Origin of the sequence: Paenibacillus sp. FSL K6-1122, assembly GCF_037977015.1 — a bacterium.
GTDB lineage: Bacteria > Bacillota > Bacilli > Paenibacillales > Paenibacillaceae > Paenibacillus > Paenibacillus amylolyticus.
Genome location: NZ_CP150272.1, coordinates 719,731 through 740,960, shown reverse-complemented (window position 1 = coordinate 740,960; position 21,230 = coordinate 719,731). Strand labels below are relative to the sequence as shown.

Annotated in this window: 20 protein-coding genes; 4 read left to right on the top strand and 16 right to left on the bottom strand. The window is 47.6% G+C overall.

Annotation, left to right across the window (positions count from 1 at the left end; genetic code table 11):
• Positions 1-21: 21 nt before the first annotated feature.
• Together lepB and NSQ20_RS03420 are read right to left on the bottom strand one after the other, a co-directional pair.
• Complete coding sequence (gene lepB, locus NSQ20_RS03425) at positions 22-627, bottom strand: signal peptidase I (protein ID WP_245838469.1); 606 nt, start codon at positions 625-627, stop codon at positions 22-24.
• Positions 628-953: 326 nt separating this feature from the next.
• Entirely contained in the window at positions 954-1,379 is a 426-nt protein-coding gene (locus tag NSQ20_RS03420; protein WP_017690782.1) for a GNAT family N-acetyltransferase, read from the bottom strand.
• A 420-nt stretch (positions 1,380-1,799) separates the two neighbouring features.
• Here NSQ20_RS03420 and NSQ20_RS03415 point away from each other — a divergent pair, with 420 nt between their 5' ends.
• Complete coding sequence (locus NSQ20_RS03415; RefSeq protein WP_036614138.1) at positions 1,800-2,411, top strand: superoxide dismutase; 612 nt, start codon at positions 1,800-1,802, stop codon at positions 2,409-2,411.
• Positions 2,412-2,721: 310 nt separating this feature from the next.
• Here the strand turns inward: NSQ20_RS03415 and mutY are convergent, their stop codons facing one another.
• Positions 2,722-4,089, bottom strand: a complete 1,368-nt coding sequence (mutY, locus tag NSQ20_RS03410; RefSeq protein ID WP_340031820.1) for an A/G-specific adenine glycosylase — start codon at positions 4,087-4,089, stop codon at positions 2,722-2,724.
• 29 nt (positions 4,090-4,118) lie between these two features.
• On the bottom strand, positions 4,119-4,517 hold the full coding sequence (acpS, locus tag NSQ20_RS03405; RefSeq protein ID WP_340031819.1) for a holo-ACP synthase: 399 nt from the start codon (positions 4,515-4,517) through the stop codon (positions 4,119-4,121).
• 250 nt (positions 4,518-4,767) lie between these two features.
• On the opposite strand from acpS, the gene NSQ20_RS03400 reads away from it, so the two are divergent.
• On the top strand, positions 4,768-5,583 hold the full coding sequence (locus NSQ20_RS03400; protein ID WP_340031817.1) for an alpha/beta fold hydrolase: 816 nt from the start codon (positions 4,768-4,770) through the stop codon (positions 5,581-5,583).
• Between the two features lie 162 nt (positions 5,584-5,745).
• Here the strand turns inward: NSQ20_RS03400 and nadE are convergent, their stop codons facing one another.
• The 3 genes from nadE to NSQ20_RS03385 all read right to left on the bottom strand — a co-directional run bounded on the left by nadE (position 5,746) and on the right by NSQ20_RS03385 (position 9,046).
• Positions 5,746-6,555 (bottom strand): ammonia-dependent NAD(+) synthetase, encoded by an 810-nt coding sequence (gene nadE, locus NSQ20_RS03395; protein WP_036614145.1) that lies wholly within the window; start codon positions 6,553-6,555, stop codon positions 5,746-5,748.
• Between the two features lie 139 nt (positions 6,556-6,694).
• Positions 6,695-7,129, bottom strand: coding sequence for a BrxA/BrxB family bacilliredoxin (locus NSQ20_RS03390; RefSeq protein ID WP_017690788.1), 435 nt, complete (start codon positions 7,127-7,129; stop codon positions 6,695-6,697).
• Positions 7,130-7,351: 222 nt separating this feature from the next.
• On the bottom strand, positions 7,352-9,046 hold the full coding sequence (locus NSQ20_RS03385; RefSeq protein WP_340031815.1) for an ATP-binding protein: 1,695 nt from the start codon (positions 9,044-9,046) through the stop codon (positions 7,352-7,354).
• Positions 9,047-9,241: 195 nt separating this feature from the next.
• On the opposite strand from NSQ20_RS03385, the gene NSQ20_RS03380 reads away from it, so the two are divergent.
• The gene (locus NSQ20_RS03380; protein WP_338707706.1) at positions 9,242-10,510 is read left to right on the top strand and encodes an NAD(P)/FAD-dependent oxidoreductase; all 1,269 of its coding nucleotides are present in this window, start codon (positions 9,242-9,244) and stop codon (positions 10,508-10,510) included.
• A 364-nt stretch (positions 10,511-10,874) separates the two neighbouring features.
• Here the strand turns inward: NSQ20_RS03380 and NSQ20_RS03375 are convergent, their stop codons facing one another.
• From NSQ20_RS03375 to NSQ20_RS03340, 8 genes are all read right to left on the bottom strand, one after another.
• Positions 10,875-11,258, bottom strand: coding sequence for a hypothetical protein (locus NSQ20_RS03375; protein WP_053061432.1), 384 nt, complete (start codon positions 11,256-11,258; stop codon positions 10,875-10,877).
• A 112-nt stretch (positions 11,259-11,370) separates the two neighbouring features.
• On the bottom strand, positions 11,371-12,618 hold the full coding sequence (locus NSQ20_RS03370; RefSeq protein WP_340031813.1) for an ABC transporter permease: 1,248 nt from the start codon (positions 12,616-12,618) through the stop codon (positions 11,371-11,373).
• 21 nt (positions 12,619-12,639) lie between these two features.
• The gene (locus NSQ20_RS03365) at positions 12,640-13,371 is read right to left on the bottom strand and encodes an ABC transporter ATP-binding protein (RefSeq protein WP_340031812.1); all 732 of its coding nucleotides are present in this window, start codon (positions 13,369-13,371) and stop codon (positions 12,640-12,642) included.
• Positions 13,372-13,467: 96 nt separating this feature from the next.
• Positions 13,468-13,635, bottom strand: a complete 168-nt coding sequence (locus tag NSQ20_RS03360; RefSeq protein WP_315373176.1) for a hypothetical protein — start codon at positions 13,633-13,635, stop codon at positions 13,468-13,470.
• Between the two features lie 2 nt (positions 13,636-13,637).
• On the bottom strand, positions 13,638-13,901 hold the full coding sequence (locus tag NSQ20_RS03355) for an AbrB family transcriptional regulator (RefSeq protein WP_315373177.1): 264 nt from the start codon (positions 13,899-13,901) through the stop codon (positions 13,638-13,640).
• Positions 13,902-14,049: 148 nt separating this feature from the next.
• Positions 14,050-15,351: a hypothetical protein gene (locus tag NSQ20_RS03350; RefSeq protein WP_340031811.1), complete on the bottom strand. Its 1,302-nt coding sequence runs from the start codon at positions 15,349-15,351 to the stop codon at positions 14,050-14,052.
• Positions 15,352-15,400: 49 nt separating this feature from the next.
• Positions 15,401-16,750: a hypothetical protein gene (locus NSQ20_RS03345; RefSeq protein WP_340031810.1), complete on the bottom strand. Its 1,350-nt coding sequence runs from the start codon at positions 16,748-16,750 to the stop codon at positions 15,401-15,403.
• Positions 16,751-16,957: 207 nt separating this feature from the next.
• On the bottom strand, positions 16,958-18,289 hold the full coding sequence (locus NSQ20_RS03340) for an MFS transporter (protein WP_340031809.1): 1,332 nt from the start codon (positions 18,287-18,289) through the stop codon (positions 16,958-16,960).
• A gap of 347 nt (positions 18,290-18,636) precedes the next feature.
• Here NSQ20_RS03340 and NSQ20_RS03335 point away from each other — a divergent pair, with 347 nt between their 5' ends.
• Complete coding sequence (locus NSQ20_RS03335) at positions 18,637-19,098, top strand: MarR family transcriptional regulator (RefSeq protein ID WP_338590645.1); 462 nt, start codon at positions 18,637-18,639, stop codon at positions 19,096-19,098.
• 412 nt (positions 19,099-19,510) lie between these two features.
• Here NSQ20_RS03335 and NSQ20_RS03330 read toward each other — a convergent pair whose 3' ends face one another.
• Positions 19,511-21,016, bottom strand: a complete 1,506-nt coding sequence (locus NSQ20_RS03330) for an MDR family MFS transporter (RefSeq protein ID WP_340032986.1) — start codon at positions 21,014-21,016, stop codon at positions 19,511-19,513.
• Positions 21,017-21,230 lie beyond the last annotated feature (214 nt).

Below are 21,230 nucleotides of genomic sequence, written 5' to 3'. Positions count from 1 at the left end.
AGTTGTTGTCCTGTGAGCATTTTACAATTTCTTCAATTCAGAAAACGGCCAGAAAATAAATTCAGCCTTGCCTACAATCTGGTCGGATGTAATACTGCCAAACACTCGGCTATCCTTACTTTTGCCTTCATGACGATTATCCCCCATCACGAAGAAATGATCCGGCTCTAGTGTGATTGGGCCAAAATCAGGGTCCTGCACCTCAATATCGGTGTACGTTTCCGCTTGTTGATCGCCGTTCACATATAGATGGTGATCCCTAACTTCAATAGTATCTCCCGGAAGTCCAACGATTCGTTTCACCAGAAAATCCTTCTTCTCCACACCTTCGCTTGGATCACGAAGTACGATCACATCTGATCGGGAAGGATTACCCAGATGGTATACGATTTTGTTGACGAAAAGGCGATCTCGCTCAACCAGTGTCGGCTGCATGGACTGTCCCTTGACCATTGACAGATTAAACACAAACAGGTTCAGCAGCATCATAATTACAAAAGCAACAACAATCGTTTTGACCCAGTCCCACAGCTCGACAACCCAAGATTTCCCCGGTTGTTCAGGCTTTGACGGTTCATTTCGTTGCTCGGAAGTCACATGTTCCATTGAATGATTATTGGAATTCAAAGGGACACCTCATTTATTAAATAGTTGAATTAAACTTGTAACATGGTAACCATACTCCCTTTCAGTCTACTCCATTTGGGAGAGTGAAACAATTGGTTATGAGCACCAATACCTTGGTTATCGTGAATACAGCCGGGATAGTCAGGGTGATTTAAATAGAATTCAGGGACTCCGAAGCATGTTCAGAAAATGAGGAAACCAGAGGAATATGACGTGAAGAACACTCATATAAATAGAAAGGCACATCCCTCACGTTCTTACACGTTAAAGAGATATGCCTAATATGAAATGAAAATCTTTTTTTTATTTCTTTTTAAACATGCAAACTAAGCTTTGGACAAAATACTAAGAGTCTGGAAAGCGCTCATAATCTGATTGGCACCGTAACCCATTGCTTCATATAGAGGCATGGCTACTTTGTTGTGCTCATCACCCGCCACCCATACTTGGCTGACTTTACGCTGCTGGAACCGCTGTTCCATAGCCTCGACAAGTGTTTTGCCGACTCCACGGCGACGATAGTCTGGATGTACCGCAATACGGTAGATACAACCCTGGTTGTGATCAATCGTACCGATCAAAGCGCCGACGAGGTCTCCCTCTTCTTCCGCAACCATGATCAGGTCAGAATCCCATGACAATTGACGGGCAAACGGGCCCATCGTGTTCTCATAACACTCTTCCGATAGTGCAACCTGGAGAAGCTCCGTCATCTGGCTTGCATCACTCAACTGAAAGGAACGAACGTGCATGTCTTAAATCTCCCTTTTCGTTAGCTTAGATGAGGTTTTTTACAAAAAGGGAATCCCTTTTTACCAAAAACCCAATGTTCATATAATGACAAAAAACGAGAAAATACCGCTTCTTCGTCAATTAAACCATACTTTTCTCCATAAAACACGCATTTTCTTTTGAAAGCGCTTAATTGTAACCGTTTACATGCGAATATTAAACTTTTCATCCATTTAAACGTCTGAAAACACATAAATAGTTGCATAAAGGGTAAAATATGTTTGTTATCTCTGGCCCATCATTAGATCAACGCCTCGGGGGACTTAATAAACAAAAATGTTGCTTAATTAGCTCGAATGCGGTTTAATATTAGTGGCAAGGGTATTATTACATATGTACCTGTTTTCAAAAAAACCTAAAATCTCAGGAGGTATTTCATTATGACTTTTCAATTACCAGCACTTCCTTACGCTAACGACGCACTGGAACCACATATCGATGCAAAAACGATGGAAATCCACCACGATCGCCATCACAATACTTATGTAACTAACTTGAACGCAGCGCTGGAAAGCGCTCCTGAACTGCAAGAAAAAAGCTTGGAAGATCTGATTGCTAACCTTGACAGCGTACCTGAAGGCATCCGCACAGCGGTTCGCAACAATGGTGGTGGACATGCTAACCACAGCTTGTTCTGGGAAATCATCGGACCTAACGGCGGCGGCGCTCCTACAGGCGATATCGCAGCAGCTATCGATAGCGAACTGGGTGGCTTTGATAAATTCAAAGAAGATTTCGCTAAAGCAGCTACAACTCGCTTCGGTTCCGGCTGGGCTTGGCTCGTAGTTGGTAAAGATGGCAAGTTGTCCATCACTAGCACACCTAACCAAGACAGCCCTCTCTTCGAAGGTCTGACTCCGGTTCTGGGTCTGGATGTATGGGAGCACGCTTACTACCTGAACTACCAAAACAAACGTCCTGACTACATCGCCGCTTTCTGGAATGTAATCAACTGGGATGAAGTAAACAAACGTTACGCTTCTGCAAAATAAGACTGTTAGCATGCAACAGTTAACATAAAAGAGAGCCTGATTCGGTCATCATGACCGTGATCAGGCTCTCTTTTTGCTATCACTATAGTTAATGGGGGTTTTGTTTCTAACGAACCCAGGACACGTTATTGCTCGATATTTCATCGTATCGCGAACCTAACGAATCTCAGAGTAGCTATTTCCCCAGATACGGGCTTTGATACGCACTTTTGGGTTGATTTGTCTATGATAACGTCACTCAGGTTCGTTAGAATTTATAATTGTGGTATATCCACATGATAAGACCTCTGGAGTTCGTTAGCTCCCCCATTTAATCATTCACTTGATCATACGCACCAGCAAAATAACTGCTGATCAGCTTCAGGAAGATATTCGGGAATGCCATCTTATCCATATCTTCCGGACCGATCCAGCGGTAGGTCAAGCCATCGCCTTTACCTGTCAGTGTCGGAGTGCTCAGCGCTAGGTCACTAACATCAGATGATGACATCAACATCTCTCCATCGTTAAGCGATGTTGAGATGTTCTGCGCATTAGGCGTGCCTGGCTCCGATGAATGCGTCGTGTCTGACTCAGGTGACACAGCTGATGATGAAGCTGCGCCCTCCCTTGTTGCCGCCTGTGCATCGTAGGCGGCTCTGGCTTCCGCTGCGATCAGCGGAAGCTCACTGCTCTGGTCCTGCTCGGTACACTTGTACACCTGCAGGCTCCAGACAATGTGGCTGAACACATGCTCCGCATGGGTAGCCAGCCCTTCCGGGCGGGCAGCGAAGCCTTCCGCCCACAGACTGCCGGCCAGCAATGCCATGGCCGGCTCATCCGCCAGCGGCGCCGCCTTCTTGCTTGCTGCGGCAGGCGCCGCGAGCACATGCGGCAGCTCCCACATGCGGGCCAATAGGCCCGTGTCTGGGCGCTGGCGCACAAGCACTTGGCCGCGATGAGCACCGCGGCCCTCCACAATCGCGACCAGCCGCTGCTCAGGGCGCGGCGGCTTCGCCTTGGTCTTGACCGGCAGTGTAAGCTCTCTTCCGGCGATGCGGCCGGAACATTGCTCCATGACCGGGCAAGTCAGGCAGTGCGGCGCTTTGGGGGTACATACCAGCGCGCCAAGCTCCATCAGCGCCTGATTGAAATCACGCGCCCGCCCTTCCGGAATGAGCTCTCCTGCGAGCTCTTCCATCAACACCCGGGTGCTGCCCTTCATAATGTCCTCATTGATGAGGAAGTATCGGGACAGTACCCGCATGACATTGCCATCTACCGCAGGCTGCGGCTGGTTGAAAGCAATGCTGAGAATGGCCCCGGCAGTATACGGGCCCACCCCTTTTAATGCAAAGACAGCCGGCTTGTCCTGCGGCATCTCGCCTCCGTGCAGCTCCATGACTTGTCTCGCGGCTGTCTGAAGATTACGTGCACGGGAGTAATAACCAAGTCCCTCCCAATTTTTCAACACATCCTCTTCGGGTGCCTCCGCTAACGCTTGCACGGTCGGGAAATTCCCGATAAAACGATTGAAATACGGAATTACCGTATCGACTCGAGTCTGCTGAAGCATAATCTCCGATACCCATGTGAAATACGGATTGTTGTGGCGACGCCACGGCAAATCCCGTCTGTTGACCATATACCAGTCCAGCAAATTCACGCTGAAATGTTGTTTCTGTTCCTGTAAACCCATATTTCCGTCCTCTCCTATTGCCAAGCTAACTACTTTTCCATCTGTTCCACGATCGCAAAGGCCGCTGCCAATTCCGTCTGATGTGTAATACTCAAATGAATGTCATATTGCTTATCATATGGCAGCTGCAGACGTTCCCAGGCTTGACTGGACAGCGAGGCCACTGGACGTCCTGTCCCATCAGGCAGCACTTCAATGTCAGTGAAGCCCATTACGCCACCAATACCGCAACCAAATGCCTTAGACACCGCTTCTTTCGCTGCAAATCGACCGGATACAAACTCCGTCATCCGCTTCCCTCGACGAACTGCGATCTCCCGCTCTGCTGGCGTTAAAATTCGTTTTATGAAAGCTTCCGCATGGCGATCGGACAATAACTTCCGCATACGTCCAATCTCCAGCACATCATTACCTATGCCATATATCATCAACGCTTCACCCGCTTAATCTTTTATACTGTAAGAGGTTATTCAAAAAGTCCTATCTTCTCGGTACTGAAAACCGCTCTTTTTGAACCTTCATTGTAAAAGATCTCCATTCAATCACATGATCCGTAACTCTCCGAACACGTATTCTATTGTAGCAGGAGGGACGATCAGAAGCGAGTACCTATCCGCATTACCATATATGCTAAAATATGAATCAGGAATCGTCTGAAATTCTTAGGAGGTCTGAATAATGCTCATAACTTTTGAATTGCCCACTGACGTAGATGCGATCATTCGCGGAGACTTTTTCCCTGCACAACAACCCGCTCAAGGTGTCATCGTTCTGTCTCACGGATACAAAGGCTTCAAAGACTGGGGCATGTTCCCCTATGCAGCTTCACAGCTAAGCCAGACTCATCATGTGCTGACCTTTAATTTCTCTCACAACGGTATCGGCGAATATCTGGAGCAATTCTCTGAACTTGAAAAGTTCGCAGTGAATACCTACAGCCGGGAGCTTGCCGATCTGGCCCTGGTACTGGAACATGTGGCTACACAACCTGAACTCACTGGACTTCCTGTATACCTGGTTGGTCATAGCCGCGGTGCGGGCGTAAGTCTCGTCTATGCACTGGATCACCCCGAGCAGGTGGCAGGTGTCATCTCCTGGAATGGCGTAACCAATCTGGATCTCTTCACAGCGGAGCAAAAAGAAGAAATGCGTACGCATGGCCGCAGCCATGTCGTTAACGGACGAACAGGCCAGCAGATGCCACTGGACGTGGCTATTCTGGAAGACCTGGACAAGCATAGCAAACGTTACGCTATCATTGACCGCTTGGCTTCTTCACCTGTGCGAGTCGCACTCATTCAGGGAACAGAAGATCCACAGCGTCTGCGGGACGGTTCTGCCGCACTTGTGCAAGCACGCCCTGATATCCCATGGCACCAGATACCTGAAGGGAATCACACCTTTAATACGGTACATCCATTTAAAGAAAACACTCCGCAACTGGAGCAAGCCATTACCCAAACCCTGCAACAGATCCAAGACTGGAGTAAGTAACTCATCTTTAATATAGTAGTCACCTGGATTTTTGCAATTTCTCGTTCCACATAACAAAAAGAGTCACTGCTCACGGCAGTGACTCTTTTTGCATTCCCTAAGAGGGACGTTATTTCAATGTTGGTGTTAACAGCCTATATCAATCATGCTCATTCATCCGTATTAGATACCAGGAATGGCATTGCGTTTGTGATGTGTACGCGTATAGAACGCTTCGAGGCGCTCTTGTGCAGCCGGATCAATCTGTTTGCCTTCGAGATAGTCGCTGTTCGCTTCATACGAAATTCCCAGCTCATCTTCGTCCGTCTGACCTTCCCATAGCCCTGCCGATGGTGCTTTGTCCAAAACAGCCTGTGGAACGTTCAGATATGCTGCAAGCTGGCGTACCTGACGTTTGTTCAGGGTGCTCAGTGGTGTGATATCCACAGCGCCATCGCCCCATTTGGTATAGAAACCTGTGATGGCTTCGGATGCATGATCCGTACCTACAACGAGCAGGTTTTCTTCAAACGAAAGCGCATATTGCATAACCATACGAGTTCTCGCTTTGACATTACCTTTGCCTTGGTGAGTCATATGACGTGGGCTGCCCAAGGATTTGAAACCTTGCTCCACTTCCAGCGCAATCTCGTTCACTGCATCTTCGATATTGGTTTCCACGACATGCTTCAGATCGTATGCTTTGGCTACAGCGTAGCTGTGGTCGATATCGGATTGTTCACCATAAGGTTGGAACACACCAAGCGTTTTGTACTCTTGGTTGTTCTCTTGCGTGAGCTCGTCCGTCGCTCTTTTGCAAAGCGCCGTAGCCACTGCACTGTCAATACCGCCGCTGATCGCAATCAGCAAACCCTTGGCACCCGCATTTTTCACATACGTCTTCAGAAAATCAACACGCTTGCGTACTTCCTCTTCTTCATTAATGCTTGGTTTAACCTTCAATTCAGCGATGATCTGTTGTTGCAAACTCATCGTTCACACACCCCGTTTCTAAATGAATGAAATTTGATGTCCAGCTTGAAAGGTCCGAATGGATCAATAACCTTATCTATCCAAAATGAAACGCCCCGGCATCGGTGATCCGAAGGGCGGGGCGTTCTATTGGAGCGAATTAACGGCAGTAACGGTCAAATGCACTTTTGAGATCAGCCGCAATATCCTCTGCAGAACGGTCTTCCACTTGATGACGCTCGATAAAGTGAACGAGTTCTCCGTCTTTCATCAGAGCGATGGACGGTGAAGATGGAGGATACGGTGCAAAGAATTCACGTGCTTTTGCAGTTGCTTCTTTGTCCTGACCAGCAAATACAGTGTACAGATGATCCGGTGTAATATCGTGCTGCAGTGCTTGGGACACACCTGGGCGACATTGACCTGCGGCACATCCGCATACAGAGTTAATGACAACCAGCGCTGTTCCTTTTGCATCCGGAAGACTTGCTTCCACTTCTTCAGGAGTACGCAACTCCTGGATTCCTAGACGAGTTAAATCATCCCGCATCGGTTGAACCATATCTTTCATGTATTGATCAAATGACATCGACATTCGGTTTCACTCCTTATAAATAGTTGTTCTATGATCTCGATAGAATTAAAGGCCAATAAACTCTCCAAAACAACGTTACATTCATATCGAACATTATGGATGTAATGATGTGCTATTCCTATTATACATCCATAAGCAATGAAAGCAAGATTCAGAAACCGCCTGCGGAAAGGCTTCTTCCATAATATTATGTCTCAATGTCTGGCAAAATATGCTGAATGACTAACGTTCAAATGCCACTTTGAAGGTTGTGCCCTGGCCTTCCTCCGATTCCACAGTAATGGTTCCATTATGTCGTTCCACAATACTCAGGCACATGGACAATCCAAGTCCGGTTCCCTTGGCTTTTGTCGTATAGAAAGGTTCAAACAGCTTTTCCTTCTTCACACTGGGTAGACCAGGTCCTGTGTCACGTACACACAGTTCCACCTTATCATCCACTATCCGCGTCTCCAGCGTAAGCACACCCTTCTCATTCATGGCTTCCATCCCGTTACGGGCCAGGTTCAACACCACCTGTTTGATTTCCTTAGAATTGAGATGCAGCTTTGGCACATTATGGGCCAACATGAGTTCAATACTCTGACCACGCAGGTTCGCATCCGCCCATAACAACGGACTGAGTTCATGGATGATGTCGTGCAGCTGGGATTCTTCTTTCTCGGCAATACGATTCTGAGCCAAAGACAAGAAATCATTAATGATACTGTTGGCTCGGTCCAGCTCTTCCAGAACGATCCGGTAATAGTGATCGAGGGAATCAGGACTCTTTTCCTGCATGAGTTGAAGAAAACCCCGCACAACCGCCATTGGATTACGCACCTCATGCGTAATGCTTGCAGCCATCTGCCCCACCAGACTGAGACGATCCACATTATCCAGTTCACTTCGCAACATCTCAAGCTCCGTGATATCCTGGATGATCAGCATGGCTCCTGTAACTTCTCTCGCAGACTCTGTTGAAAAGGCATAAATCGGTACCGTTCGGGATTGAAATACGTATGCACCGTAACGAACGGTCAACCCACTAATCTCACCATGAACGACGGCTCTGCGAATGCTTTTATCCATCTTGTCCGCCTGACCTTGTTCAACAAATTGACTGGCAGGCTGTCCAATGAGATCAGGCGTGGAGGTACAAGGTAGTTGCTCCCTTGCCGTTTGCTCCATCATCTCATTGACAAACATCACTGTGCCTTGTTTATCTACGGTAGCAATGGAGAGAGGCACTGCGTTCAGAATCTGATGAAGTTTCTCCGTTTCGGCTATGTATCGGTGGTGGACTTCCGAGAGATGCTGTTCCAGCCCGCGATAGTGCTTCATCCGTTCCAGCCATAGCAGACTCAGACTACCCGCAACAATGGCTCCAGCGGTATATCCAAGTGCTGTAAGTATCATGTAGGTCGCAGAGTATGTGGATTCATTCTGGAGGGATGCGATCCATAACAGACTCGTTACAACCAGTTCCATTGTAATCAGGATGATGAGGATCGCCATTTTGCGTGAAGGTGTATTATGCTTGAATCGTTTGGCAGACAACCATACAATAGGATAGAGAAGAATGCCCGTATGAAGGAGAAATCCGTACAGATCATAGGGATGCGCAAAAAGAAAATAGAAGAGAATATGTAGAATGGACAGCGTTACGCCTATAGCGGACTTACAATACAAAATAACAAGTATCACAGGTACGATGCTTAATGATATGGGTACGGCCACCGGGCTTGCATAGAGCGCAAACAGCAGACACAATAACATGCTCGCGACACTTGTCACAGCAAAACTGGTATGAACGATTCCGGCATGTTCCATTCTGGCAATAACCCGCTTGGAGAGTACCAGACGGAATAAGGGAATCAGAAATACCGCCGACCCTGCCAGCAGTACTTGTAAAAGCATGTCCTTTAACGCAACCACAATGCCATCTCCTCCTCTGCCTGCACATTCCCTCATGTATTTCTGATTAAAACATAGGCGACAGTATATTACAATATATCCCTTAAGACTGCACAATAGAACTGCTCATAACTCCATTATATTTCAGAAAAAGCCAGGAGTAGACACATTTTACGTAAAACAGACAAAATCAATGAAAAAAGAGGGTAATAACATATGTATGATGTCATTGTAATTGGTGGTGGATCTGCGGGCCTGATGGCTTGCGTTGCTGCTGCCGAGCATGGAGCCTCCGTGCTTCTGCTGGATAAAGGAGATCAACTGGGTCGTAAACTAGGTATCTCTGGCGGAGGTCGATGCAATGTAACCAATGCCAAGGAAACGGATGAACTCATCCGACATATTCCGGGTAATGGACGCTTTTTATATAGTTCGTTTCAAAATCTGGACAACCAGGGAATCATGCGTTTCTTCGAGAATCTCGGAATTGCCCTGAAAGAAGAAGACAACGGCAGAATGTTCCCTGTAACCGATAAAGCGAAAACAGTTGTGGATGCGCTGGTAGGCAAGATTGTCTCCCTCGGCGTTGAGATTCGCACCAAAGAACCGGTCAAGGAAATTATTCAGAACGGTCAGCAGATACAGGGTGTTAAATTGATATCCGGTAAAACCATTCTTGGGCGCTCTGTCATCATCGCTACCGGCGGCAAGTCCGTACCTCAAACCGGATCTACCGGAGATGGTTATCCTTGGGCTGAGGCTGCGGGCCACACGATAACGGAGTTATATCCGACCGAAGTGCCCATTGTGTCTGGAGAGAGTTGGATTCAGTCCAAAGAACTGCAAGGTTTGTCTTTGAGGGATATCGCTCTATCCGTAGTGGATGCCAAAGGAAAAACAGTCATCTCCCATCGCGGGGATATGATCTTCACGCATTTTGGAGTGTCCGGACCCGTCGCACTGCGCTGCAGCCAATTTATCCGCAAGGTTCAGATGAAGTCTGGAAACCCACAGGTCATTATGAGCATTGATCTGTTCCCGGAGCTGTCCCCAGGTGCATTGGAAGCACAGGTGCAACAAGTATTGGAACAAGAATCCCGCAAGGCTGTCAAAAACATTTTAAAAACATGGGTTCCTGAACGTATGATTCCCTTAATGATGAAACGGGCAGAGATCAGCGATGACCTCACGTTCCACCATTTTCCCAAAGGTATGTTAAGCAACTTGTGTGGGCTAATGAAAGCTTTTACCTTCCGTGCTGACGGAACGAGATCGCTCAAAGAAGCCTTTGTTACTGGGGGAGGAATCCACTTAAAGGAGATATACCCAAAAACAATGGAATCCAAGCTGCTGCCTGGACTATTCTTTTGCGGTGAAGTTTTGGATATTCACGGTTACACCGGAGGGTATAATATCACTGCTGCTTTCTCCACGGGATATACGGCTGGCATGCATGCGGCTGAATATAAACACGTTACATCGTAATAGAGGTTGTTCAAAAAGTCCGCTTTTGATTACGAATCATGCCTAATGGCATCATCAGCATCGAATATGAAATTCAGCCGAAATAGGTTGATGCTTACGAAGTATGTTTCCTTCAGAAACATTGTAGTTGCTCACGTAGTTTTCCCTACGCTCCGCTACTCCATTTCTAGCTTCATTCCATCTTCTCGGTACTGAAAACCGAACTTTTTGAACTCTCACTACTAGGTATTACACCTTTTAACCCGATAATGAATTAGCTCAGATGCCCAAAAACCCGATATCCACTATTGTGGACGATCGGGGTTTTTGGGCATTGTTCCATTTTAGAAAAATTGGCTCCAACTGCTCTTAACTTGTGATGCTTCTATGCTTTCACACTGCCTGAAAATCCATCAGCCGAATCATCGTATGTCGGGTCATCGCTATAGTTATGTCTACCTTGCTCCGTCTGGCTTCCCTGGTTTTGGCTCGCATAACCCTCATGCCAGTCTTCATTCACGAGATGAGCCGGAATCGATATATTCTGAAACTGATCCAGCTCTTCCGTTTGTGAGGCAAATACGGCACTTCCTCCATGAGATTGTACAATCTCTACGGCAGACTGAGGATCTTGGCGATCTGTGGGGATGTACAGTTCCAGCGGGCCGGACTGATACGGCTTATATCCCAATTCCTCCAAGGTTGCCCTGGCGGCATTCAACGCTGAATCGTCTGAAAAGTGCACCTGTAGTTCGCTATTATCCATCATCGTCTCTTCCTCCTTGCTACAGCTAATCTCTCATCATCCATAGATGAGATTCTTCTTCTATAGCATGGGCAGATATAGCGCACGATATGCTCCGAATTAGAAAGGAATTCCTTTAGGCCTTGGTCAGCCGAACCCATCCGGCAATTGATAACACACATAGTCCGAAGGCCACCGCACCTGCAGCTGTCAGAATACCGACGATCCAGCCGAGCCAAGCCAATCCCAGCGTGAATCCCATAAGAATACCAATCGGGACAAACAACATCCGAACCATCATTGAACCTGCAAGATGCAGCGCCTCCGAGTCATATGTTATAAGCTGAACGTAGTCGGACGCTGCAAACACATCCCAGGAGCGATAAAACATCACCGTTAACATGATAATCAATAATGCACACACGATGATATTGACCGGAAAAGGTGGTAAGGCAACTGCTGCGATGGATAGTCCGCCAAGCTGCAGATACAATTTCATCGTGCCCGAGTTCCTGAAAAATGCCTTGAACGCAATCTCTGCTGTCCGATTCGCGATGGAACGATTGCGTAACAGTTTACGCGGTTTGCGGAAGATGATGGACCGTGTTCGTGGGGCTTTCGGCTTGCTCACCGCCCGACTTAACATTAGAGCTGTAAGTTGCAGCCTGCTCCGCAGATCCTCCCGCACATCCCCTTCAAACGTTCCCTTCATCAATAGCCTCATCTGTCCAACTGTAATTAGAAGAAGCATGCTAATTACGATTCCAAAACTGATTTTCCACGTCTGTCCCTGCATCCATGATGTCGCATTAATGGTCATATAACCTATGCCTATGACGAGAGGGATCATCTGAATCCAGCGTCGCCATCCTGTATGTCGAACCTTCGTCATATGTAGTGTTATGGCTTGGAATGAAGCTACCGCACCAAACCAGACAGCCATAAGTGCAATCTGGAGATTCGACATCTCATAGACACGGGACCACAGGGGTGCGGTCAGCGCTGTAATCAGGATCATTTTGCCCAGATGTTGCAGACAGGACCGGTAGAGCCCTTGCCTCATTAGCGTTCGCATCCACAACGGTCTTGATTTCAAAAACAATACATCCGCTTCCTCCACAAATATCAACACACCACCGGTAAGCATAACGACGTCAATCAGCCCAGTCAGTACGGGGAGCGGTAATCCTGTCGCCCATGCAGGCAGTGATTTGGTCCACAGACTCGTGTACCATCCAATCAGATAGAGCAGACCCGGAACAAGCAGGTATACCCACACTGTCCAATCCACGACGAGTCTGAGATTTTTCATCTGTTCCTTGAAATGCTCTTTGCGTCTTCGTCTGTATAAACGAAGTGGGGTATAACGCTGGGAAGTTTCCATTCTCTCTCACCCTTTCTCTATCTAAGACGTCAATACATCGAAACAGTCAAACAAAGAGGCTTCCGGCAATCCTGCCGCTTCACGGATCTCATCCAATGTTCCCTCGGCAGCCGATCTGCCCGAAGCAATCAGAATAAACCGGTCGCAGATTCGTTCAGCGGTATCCAGTACATGCGTAGACATAAGCACACCCGCGCCGCGGCGACGTTCATCATCAAGTAATTTTAGAAAATCCTTGGTTGCACGAGGGTCCAGTCCGATGAACGGCTCGTCCACAATATAGATATCCGGTGAAGACAGAAATCCGATCATCAACATCATTTTCTGCCGCATGCCCTTTGAGAAACTGGCTGGAAGATCATTCCGAACGTGGTCCATACCGAAACGAACCAACAGTTCCTCCGCTCGGGCAACAAAAGCTTCTTCCTCCATTTCATACGCCGCTGCGGCCAGATCAAGATGTTCCCATAGTGTCATATATTCATAAAAAACCGGTTGCTCCGGGATATAGGCATAACGACCATCTCCCCCAATCGTTACTTCATAGTTCGCATGTTCCAGCAGACCAAGAAGCGTTTTGATTGTGGTACTTTTGCCCGCACCATTGGGTCCGATAATACCTACCAATTCTCCTCGCGCCACATTCATTCGAATATTGCGTATGGTTGATTGTCCCGGCTCGTATCCTGCCTCTGTAATATGTACGTCCAATATGGACTCCTGTATGGCTGTACTGTTATATTCCGTTCCCATATCATTCACTCCCTGTTCTGATCAGGCGTTTATTTCAATCTTTATGTTTTATTGTAATCGAGTTGCGGGTTGTATGTTTGATCATTTTGAGCATTTCTATATAGATGGGTAGGCTTCGTTACCAAAAGCTGGTGATTGTGCTCTTACAACCGCAGATTCAAGCAGATCAGAATCTTTAACTCCAATCTGCTCTCCAGGACTGTAACGCTTAATCATAGCGACGTTGATCGCAATAACCTCTTGAATACTCAAATACCGGGTCATGATCATCTGTCCTTGAGACCTTTCAAGGTTTGATCATATTCACCCATCACATCAGCCAATGTATCCATAAAATCACTACTGATTCCGTTAGGCAAATTAACTTTTGCAGACTTTTTAATAATAATCTCCCCATTGGACTGATTTACTTCGATTTGAACCATATCGCCTTGCTCAAGACCAATTTGTTTGAAGGCATCCGTCATTTTTAATCCAAGACTATTACCGAATTTAGTTACTTTTCGTTCCATCTCACTCACCCTATTCATTCATTAATCCCCACTAGTTGTACCATTCAACTGTTATAACAATAACACTGAAACTTTTGTCTATTTGCATATTATTTCAAATTTTATATAAAAAAGAAGCAGGGGTTCCGGAGCCCCTGCTTCTTCATATTACAATGAAAATCTCATATTACCGATTTGTCTCCACCACAAGAGTAGTTTCATTCTCTGCATCTGCTTTCGCGTTCAGACCCAGATCTAGTGCTCCACGGCTTTCACTCTCATAGCTACTGTTCGTGTTACGCTCGCCGTCTTTCACGCTGTTGTTGCGTTCAGATTGAGCCATCGTTGCACTCTCTCCTTCGGCATTCGCGTTCAGACCTAGATCCAGTGCTCCACGGCTTTCGCTCGCAGTGCTACTGTTTACGTTACGCTCACGGTCATTCACGCTATTGTTGCGTTCGGATTGAGTCCATGTCGCACTCTCTCCTTCTGCTTTCGCGTTCAGACCCAGATCTAGTACACCGCGGCTTTCGCTCGCATAGCTGCTGTTCGTGTTACGCTCTCTGTCTTTCACGCTGTTGTTGCGTTCAGTTTGAGCTACTGTAGCACTCTCACCTTCAGCTTTCGCGTTCAGACCCAGATCCAGCGCTCCACGGCTTTCGCTCGCATAGCTACTGTTCACATTACGCTCGCCGTCTTTCACGCTGTTATTGCGTTCAGATTGAGTCATCGTTGCACTCTCTCCTTCGACTTTTGCATTCAGACCGAGATCCAGTGCGCCACGGCTTTCACTCGCATAGCTGCTGTTCGTGTTACGCTCGCTGTCTTTCACGCTGTTATTGCGTTCAGATTGAGTCCATGTTGCACTCTCACCTTCGGCATTCACGTTCAGACCGAGATCCAGCGCTCCGCGGCTTTCGCTCGCGTAACTGCTGTTCACGTTACGCTCACGGTCATTCACGCTGTTGCTGCGTTCGGATTGAGCCATCGTTGCACTCTCACCTTCGGCATTCACGTTCAGACCGAGATCCAGCGCTCCACGACTTTCACTCGCATAGCTGCTGTTTACGTTCCGATCATCGCCGCCTCGTGAATAGTCGCTCATCGTTGTACCTTCTCCCGACACATTGGCATTCAGGCCAAGGCCCAGCGTGCCAGAACTGCTACGCTCAACTGTGTGGTCGGAAGAACGATCATTGTAACGGTTCATACTCTCGGAAGATAAGCCGGCGTTAAGGCCAAGATCCAGATTCAATGCTCCAGTTGCACTGGATGAACCTCCGTAGCTACCATTGTTACCGTAACCTGTGTCACGGTGTCCTGACAGAAGAGATCCCAACTCCAGACGCAAACCTGCATTCAGATCCAGATTACCACTGCTATTATTGCTATAGCTATCTGCGTAAGTTGCCTGCGAAGCTCCCAGCAATCCAGCCACCAACGTACCCGACAATACCGACAATTTTACCCAACGATTCACTTTTTTCATGATTATATACACTCCTTCTCAATTTTGGTTGAATTAACGCCATTGTTGCCTAAGAGAAAGAGGTATATTGCGGCGGCCGCCCCGGCGGTGCCTGTGACCATTGACTGAACCCATCGAGCCGTTCCATTCGGAAGGCAAAATCGTAATCTGGCGTAACCAGACCCGTTGTTGCTCCCGGAAGTGCAGCGGCTGGAGCGGTTGCTCCACCTCCAGTTACACCGGACGAACCGGAGCTTGTCCCTGCGGAAGCATTAGCTGCTCCGGGAGAAGTTACTGCAACAGACCAACTGGTTGGTCGTTCTGTGCGAGGCTGCAATGGAGATGTTGCATCATCATCATCTTGTTTCAGATCGGCTTCCTGGTTACTCTGCACTTGTTCAGTGACAGCTGGGGCAGCAGATGTCTCATCTACGAGGAATAACTCGTTACCTGGCAAACCTGCATTAACATCCGAATCCTGCGTCAGATCGGTTCCTTCCACAGATAATGCCTGCGGGACAGCAGGTTGTTCTGGACGTACTTCTAGTTCCGTGGTGACCTCCACCACTTTGCCCGTAACCTGTACTGCGTCCTGTCCTTCCTCGTTGTTCTGTGGTGAAACAGGATCTGCGAGTGCACTCGTATTGGAAGTTTCAACATTCGGTGTTTTGACGAGCGTCGGCTTTTCCGGAGTGATTACAGGCGGTTCCGGCTTCACACTTGGAATCTCCACCTTTTCCTGATCAGGATTGAGCTCAGCGGATACGTCTACAACTGGAACTTCTGCTTCCACAGATGGCAGCTGGACATTTCCCTTACTCAGATCCACACGGGATGAAGAGATATTGACCGAAGTAACTTCAGGTACATCCACCTTCACGGAAGGTAATTCAACCTTGCCCTGCCGAAGATCTGTTTTCACAGCAGACGTCTCTGCCTTGATCACCTCGGGTACCTCTGCGGTAACGCCAGGCAAGGAAGCTGTACCTTCGTTGAGGTTCACCTGACTGCTTGATACATCGGCTTTGATCACCGGTGTATCCGCCTGTACAGACGGCAGTTCGACGGTTCCCTTCTTCGCATCAATCCCAATCTCTGATGTTCCGGCCGATCCAAGCGGTGTATCTACTTTCAGCTCAGATACACTCAGCTTACCTGTCGATTCATTCGCTTTGATCGACGGAACTTCAACATCCAGCAGTGGTGTGGATACCGATACTGACGGAGTCAGGTTCAACCCGCCATCCGAATCACGTGAAAACAAACTGAGCGACAATCCGCTGGAAGGTTTTTCAGAAGATACCTGAGCCTCGTCTGCGTATACATGTGACGATCCAAACCCCAGCATCAAAGTCCCGGCAAGTATTGCCAGTGGTATGCTTCCAAGACGCACAATCGATTTTGGTAACTTTACATTCAAGTTGCTTCACCCCCTTTCCGCTAATGCGTTGGTGGGACAAGGCATATGAGTTTTCCCCTAGGAATAATTAGAATACAGGGATTTCTGCCTGTTCCTCATTAAACGTGAAGGCGTTTACTCAAACGCTTTTTAATCATAAACTTAAAATTTGAAGTAAATTCAAACCTTCATTTTAACTGTTCTAACCTGAGCAGATCCGGCCTGTTTTCAGTCGCCTGCAATCATGGTCTTGGCTTCAATGGAGCCAGTCAGATCGGCTTTTTCCCCGCTACGTTTCATCAAATAAATCAAACCAAGCAGGGTCAGCAAAATGCCTGAACAGACAAAAGCCGGCACTACACCAAATGAAGTGACCATGAATCCGCCTACCACCGGGCCCATAATGTTACTGGCTGTCATCACGCTGCCTACCGTTCCAAATACCCTGCCTGTCATCGCCTCAGGTGTTTGTTCCTGCAACAGGATCTGAAAGGGGACAATCGCAAACCCAATTCCGACACCTGCCAGGGCAAAGAGGGATACTAACAACAGATTGGCACCTAGCCCGGCGTGCGGCCAAATCCCAACAATAACTCCGGCTCCGCCGATAACCAGACCCATAAGTGTGGTACCCAGACCCATTTTCAAAACATGCCCTGCATGCTTCCACTTCCGTACACTCATCGCTGCAATTAATGTACCTGCGCCACTTGCTGCCACGCACCATCCCAGCAGATCAGTTGAAATTCCGGGAAGTTGTCTGAATAACACCACAGTCTGTGAATCGGCAAATTGCAGAAAAAGTATGGCTGAAGCAAGCAAAATCAGAGACGTTCCTACATGAGGGAGAGATGCAAGCATGCGGATACCCTCCAGTGTTTCTTTCCAAAAAGAGCCTTTTGAGCGGTTGCGAACATCCCCAGCTGGCTCTTCCTCTACTTCTGTTACGTTATGAATTGCGGTTTGGATCACCCGAGTTCCAGGAATCCACAATAAAATGATGCCGGAGATCAGAAAAGACGCTGAATCGAGAACAAAACACCAGGTAATGCCAAAAGCGGCTACCAAAAGTCCGCCAAGCGCCGGACCAATAATTTTGGACATCTGTTCGATCACCGAGCTGATGGATACAGCTTGGGCAAGCTGTTCCCGAGGTACAATTTCCTTCAGCTTTCCGTTTTTGGCCGGAGAGAACATGACATCGAACAAGGATTTGAGGACAAGCAGTATGTAGACGTGCCAGATCTGATCAGCAAAAATTAACGCACCCACGATGATAACCCGTGCACCATCGGCGACAATCATCAGCCATTTTCGGTTCAGGCGATCTGCAAGTGTGCCTGCGAATGGCCCTGTCAACAGAATGGGTAGTGCTGCGGAAAGTGTGACAAATGTAATCTCCCAAGGCGTTGCATTCCAGCGGATACCCACGAGGGTCAGAATTGCGAGCAGATGCAGCCAATCACCCAGATTGGAAATAGCCTGTGCCACCATCAATGTTACAAAAGATCGGTTATTCTTCAGCGGTCGTTGTCCTTCAAACGTTAAATCACTTGTCATCCTTCTTCTCCTCCATTATATTCCAATTCATAGTATGAACTCATTATATAGAGCAGCCCTTAACTCGACCTCCTGCCAGAGGCGGAGAAAAAGCGACATCTGAAGGATGATTTTTCAGCATGATGAATGATCAAATTTTAAATGCTAAAAATGCAAATCTTGTGACATATCGCATGTTTTTCGTAGAAATAGAAGTTTACAATTAAACCATGGCGACAACCTGAATCGTCAAACATAACTAACCAACTCATATAAGTTGAAATTATCTTTTACATGAACAGCATAACGGAGAGGACCCCTCTTCATCATTTCAACTTATAAAACTAATCTGAAAAGGCGGGATCAGCATGCTGGAATTACAAGAAATCGGAACCGAACGTTCACTTCATCTGTACCGCACCTTGGCCCAGACATTCAAGAGCGTGAATGAACACGCTGTATCCGGAAGCAAAGTGCATGGCTTCAACCCCACCGCATACGGGGTGCTCGAAGTGTTATATATGAAAGGAGCTCAGCCGATTCAACAGGTTGGCGCACAACTTCTGCTGCAAAGTGGTAATGTGACCTATGTGATCGATAAGCTGGAGCAAAAAGGATTGTTACACCGCAAACATTGTCCGCAAGACAGACGTATCATCTTTGTGGAACTGACCGAAGAAGGACAGCGCACCATGGATGACATCTATCCAGGCTATGCGTTGAAGATTGATCGGGCGGTAAGTGGACTAAGTGAGGAAGACAAGGAATTGCTGTCCGAACTCTTGGGAAGGCTTGCACATTCCGCAGACCGTTTATCAGCGAGCAACTAGAGCGTATCTTTAAACCTGTCGAAAGCGGGAGCGCTAACGAACCTTTGACGTCTTATTCAGGGGTTTGAAGCGCTTGCAGCATTTTAAGGAATCTGACACACGCTATCTTTGAATAAACAGCCGTTTACAACGTGTTTTTCAGGTGATTTCGGGAAATAAGTTGTCTCATGTTCCTTACAATTGAGAAAGAGGAGCAGAAGGTCAAATAAGACGTCCTCCGTTCCTTAGAAATTCGTCTGGACGATTCACCAGGATCAGCCAGCCTGTACTTCAAAATGCTTTAGACCCGGACATCCCCCAACGTATCGCTTGCCTGAGTTTGAAGATACACTCTAGTCCACGCACATGTGCCAACAAAAATAACCGGATTTGCCTGACATCGGCGAATCCGGTTTTTCGTATACATCCACTTTTACTTTGAGCCTTGTGGCTGCGGGGGAGCATCTGCATCTTCGGGTACAATTAAACGTTTGCGTAGAGCAAGCGTCGTTACCCACGAGACCAGTGCAATGACAAACATAATGACAAACAGGGAATGCAGGCTTCCTTCCAGCACGTTACGCAGTAGCGCCCATTTGTCATCAGATAGCGCTGCATCCGTATGTGGTGCGAGCAGTTCATTCAGATCATTCTCCGAAATTCCAGCCTCCGCCAGATTCTGTTCACTGGATAACGTGGAGATCCGATAGTTCAACCACGTGCCAAAAGCCGCTGCACCAATCGTCTGTCCCAACGTACGCATGAATGTGTGCAGTGCCGTAGAGGAGCCACGCTCCTTATACCCTACTGAAGACTGCGCAATAATGGTGAAGATCGTAAACGCAAACCCGAAACCGAGACCATATATAAAGGTCAGTATAAATAGCACAGCCTGCGGGGATGTCCCGCCCACCAGAAAGAGTCCACCCGATCCAATCGCAATACCGGTTAACCCAATCAATGCAGTCATACGTGATCCAATTTTCATCAACAGGCGGCCTGCCATCACACTACCAATGAGCCAACCCACCGACATCGGCGCGAGCAACAGCCCGGATTCCGTCGCATTACCTCCCCGAACCCCCTGCACCCAGAGCGGCAAATAACTGGTCAGGCCGATCATCAAAGTACTGGTCAGGAGTCCGGCGATATTCGCCACACGGATGTCCCGAATTCGGAACAAATGTAGTGGAACCATGGGGGCCTGAGCTCTTTTTTCCACCACAAAAAATAATATAATAAACAGAGCGGCGACCACACTCAGCACAACAATCAACGGAGAACTCCAGGCATAATACTGCCCACCCGCCGACAGGACAAATAACAATGCAGTAATGCCCACCGTGAAGGTCAGCGCACCGACATAGTCAATTTTGGCTGTACGCGGCGAGATATCTTCCTTCAGATAACGAAATACAAACCACATCGCAAGCAAACCAAATGGCACATTAAAACCAAAGATCCACTGCCAGCCCAGATTATCTACAAAATAACCGCCAAGCAGCGGTCCCGCCAGAGATGAAATGCCCCACACGGAGCTAATCCAGCCCTGGATTTTGCCACGTTCTTCAATGGCATAAATGTCCCCAATAATCGTAAATGTAACAGGAACTACCGCACCCGCACCAATCCCTTGAATAGCACGGAAAATAATCAATTGCTCCATGTTCTGCGACAGACAGCACAAGAGTGAACCCAGTAAAAATAAGGCACAGCCAATCAGAAATACAGGCTTTCGTCCATACAGGTCACTGATTTTACCGAAAATGGGCGTACTCACAGCCATCGTCAACAGGTATGCGGTGAAAATCCAGCTCAGCAGCTGTACACTCCCCAGCTCACTGACAATGGTCGGCCCTGCCGGACCAATTACGGTGCCTTCAATCGCTGACAGAAATGTCGCGAGCAACAGCCCTGTCAAGATGAAACTGCGCTTCAAACCTCCGGTTGCATTCACACAAACCCTTCTCTCTTCATTCTCTATATAATTGGTACGTTAATTTACACCTCTACTACGAACCAGAACAAGCTTCCAATCGCTGTTATCCCCAGATTTTTTCTTCTCCTCTCTAAAGGAGAAATCCGTTGATAAAGGCGATCGCTTCGCTTCTCCAGCTTTGTTCTGTTTCTTCGTTTACGTGTAAATTTAAAAG

Coding starts and splice junctions, on each gene's coding strand:
- NSQ20_RS03370 (WP_340031813.1), bottom strand. CDS start 12,618: ATGGAAACTTCCCAGCGTTATACCCCACTTCGTTTATACAGACGAAGA.
- NSQ20_RS03350 (WP_340031811.1), bottom strand. CDS start 15,351: ATGAAAAAAGTGAATCGTTGGGTAAAATTGTCGGTATTGTCGGGTACG.
- NSQ20_RS03355 (WP_315373177.1), bottom strand. CDS start 13,901: ATGAATAGGGTGAGTGAGATGGAACGAAAAGTAACTAAATTCGGTAAT.
- NSQ20_RS03400 (WP_340031817.1), top strand. CDS start 4,768: ATGCTCATAACTTTTGAATTGCCCACTGACGTAGATGCGATCATTCGC.
- NSQ20_RS03380 (WP_338707706.1), top strand. CDS start 9,242: ATGTATGATGTCATTGTAATTGGTGGTGGATCTGCGGGCCTGATGGCT.
- NSQ20_RS03365 (WP_340031812.1), bottom strand. CDS start 13,371: ATGGGAACGGAATATAACAGTACAGCCATACAGGAGTCCATATTGGAC.
- NSQ20_RS03415 (WP_036614138.1), top strand. CDS start 1,800: ATGACTTTTCAATTACCAGCACTTCCTTACGCTAACGACGCACTGGAA.
- acpS (WP_340031819.1), bottom strand. CDS start 4,517: ATGATATATGGCATAGGTAATGATGTGCTGGAGATTGGACGTATGCGG.
- NSQ20_RS03360 (WP_315373176.1), bottom strand. CDS start 13,635: ATGACCCGGTATTTGAGTATTCAAGAGGTTATTGCGATCAACGTCGCT.
- NSQ20_RS03340 (WP_340031809.1), bottom strand. CDS start 18,289: ATGACAAGTGATTTAACGTTTGAAGGACAACGACCGCTGAAGAATAAC.
- NSQ20_RS03375 (WP_053061432.1), bottom strand. CDS start 11,258: ATGATGGATAATAGCGAACTACAGGTGCACTTTTCAGACGATTCAGCG.
- NSQ20_RS03335 (WP_338590645.1), top strand. CDS start 18,637: ATGCTGGAATTACAAGAAATCGGAACCGAACGTTCACTTCATCTGTAC.
- mutY (WP_340031820.1), bottom strand. CDS start 4,089: ATGGGTTTACAGGAACAGAAACAACATTTCAGCGTGAATTTGCTGGAC.
- NSQ20_RS03390 (WP_017690788.1), bottom strand. CDS start 7,129: ATGTCGATGTCATTTGATCAATACATGAAAGATATGGTTCAACCGATG.
- NSQ20_RS03420 (WP_017690782.1), bottom strand. CDS start 1,379: ATGCACGTTCGTTCCTTTCAGTTGAGTGATGCAAGCCAGATGACGGAG.
- nadE (WP_036614145.1), bottom strand. CDS start 6,555: ATGAGTTTGCAACAACAGATCATCGCTGAATTGAAGGTTAAACCAAGC.